This window comes from Streptomyces botrytidirepellens (genome assembly GCF_003721215.1).
GTDB lineage: Bacteria > Actinomycetota > Actinomycetes > Streptomycetales > Streptomycetaceae > Streptomyces > Streptomyces himastatinicus.
Genome location: NZ_RIBZ01000491.1, coordinates 1 through 2,008, shown reverse-complemented (window position 1 = coordinate 2,008; position 2,008 = coordinate 1). Strand labels below are relative to the sequence as shown.

At 75.9% G+C, this 2,008-nt stretch carries 1 protein-coding gene; it reads right to left on the bottom strand.

What is annotated here, in order from left to right:
* Positions 1-235: 235 nt before the first annotated feature.
* Positions 236-1,750, bottom strand: coding sequence for a maltokinase N-terminal cap-like domain-containing protein (locus EEJ42_RS31900; RefSeq protein ID WP_123105371.1), 1,515 nt, complete (start codon positions 1,748-1,750; stop codon positions 236-238).
* Positions 1,751-2,008 lie beyond the last annotated feature (258 nt).

Below are 2,008 nucleotides of genomic sequence, written 5' to 3'. Positions count from 1 at the left end.
CGGCCTCGGCCCGGGGCGGCTCGGGACGGCGCACCGGGCCCGGGGCGGCTCGGCCGGGGAGGAACGTGGGCGGGACCGCCGGGCCCGTCCTGGTGCCGGTGGCGGCCGGGTCGGGGCCCGGGCCCTCGTCGGACGGGTGCTGGCCGGACGGCGGTCGTGCGGTCACGGGGTGGTCCTCCCGGGGGTGTCGGAGGCGGGTGTCGGAGGCGGGTATTGGAGGGGGGCTCGGCGGGGGTCAGCGGACGGCGGCGGCCAGTCGGCGGATCGCGGTCATCGGGACCGGCAGCCAGTCGGGGCGGTGGCGGGCCTCGTAGAGGACCTCGTACACCGCCTTGTCGGTCTCATGGGCGCGCAGCAGCTCCGGTTCGTCGCGCGGATCCGTACCGGAGCCCTCCGCGTACCCCGCGCAGTAGGCGCCACGCATGCGCCCGGCCCAGTCCTGCGGCGTGTCGTGGCCGCCCACGGCCGCCGCGTAGTCGAAGGAGCGGAGCATGCCCGCGATGTCGCGGACCGGCGGCTGCGGGCGACGGCGTTCGGCGAGCGGACGGGACGGCTCGCCCTCGAAGTCGATCAGCGACCACTGCCGTTCCGCCGTCAGCAGGGCCTGCCCGAGGTGCAGATCGCCGTGGATGCGCTGGGCCGCCCAGGTGCGCCCGGTGCGGCCGAGGGCGGCGACGTCCTCGTACGCGGCGTGCAGCGCGGCCCGGTACGGCTGGAGCGCGGGCACCGCGGCGGCGGCCGAGTCGAGGCGTTCGCTCATGGCGGCCGCGAGGTGTTCGATCTGCGGGCGGCGCAGTACGGAGACGGGGAGCGCGTCGGCCATCGCGAGGTGCACCTCGGCGGTGGCGTGACCGAGGGCGTGCGCGGCGTCGGTGAAGTCGGCGCGCACGGCGAGGGCGTCGAGGGCGAGCTGCCAGCCGTCGGTGGACCCGGCGAGGTAGGGCTGGAGGACGCCGAGGGTGAACGGCTCCGGCCGCGGACCGGGCCCCTCCGGCGGCGGGGCGGCCTCGAACCAGGCGGCGGGGGCGGGCACCCGGGTGCAGCCGGTGCGGGCGAGGGCGAGGGGGAGTTCGAGGTCGGGGTTGGTGCCGGGGCTGACCCGCCGGAAGAGCTTGAGGATGAACGTATCTCCGTACACCACCGAGGAGTTGGACTGCTCGGCCGTCATCAGCCGGGGCGGCAGGATGGAGGGGATGGCGCTGGAGGGTTCGCGTACGAAGCGCAGGGGGTCCAGGCGGCCGGGGACGCGGAGCCGCTCCAGGAGCAGCGAGGCGAGGCGGGGGTCGGCCAGCGCCTCGTACACGGTACGGCCGTCCAGCGGGCCGCCGCTGGGGCGGCCGATGAGCGCGGGGGCGAGGGAGGGCGGCAGGGTCGTGCGGACGCCGAGCAGGATCTGGTAGCAGTCGCTGGCGGCCGCGCCGCGGCGGTGGCCGCAGCCGAAACCGTGGCGGTGGCCGGGCGGTTCCGACTGCTGGGCGCGGATGAGCAAATGGAGTAACCCGGGGGTCGTGCCGCCCGGCGGGCTGGGCAGTATCTCGGTCGCGGAGACGAGGGCGAAGCCGGTGACGGGGCGGCCCTTGCCCGCGAACCAGCGCTGCCGGGGGAGCCACTCGGCGAGCAGCGGCGCGAGCGAGCCGAGCAGCCCGGTCCCCGGCCCGTCCGGGCCTCGGGCCGCCGTGCTGGCGGCGGCGGTTGGTGCGGTAGCGGTCGGCGGGTGGTGTGCCCCCCGGGAGAATGAAGCTTCCGGCATGGCGTCGCGTCCTTTCCCCGGGCACACGACAGATCAGGGCAAAGTGTCCCGGATTGCGGCATTGACTGTGCGACGGTGCGGGACGTGTCGGGCGAGGATCGTCCGTACGGTGAGTACGGAGTACGCGATCGGCTCCGCCGGTGGCGGTAGTAGTCAGAGTGCCCATGAACCCATGACGAAAACGCCGCCCCGGCCCGAAGGGGCCCTTTTCCCCCACCCCGCCCCTTCCCGACCCCGGGGGCTTGCCCCGGGGTCGGG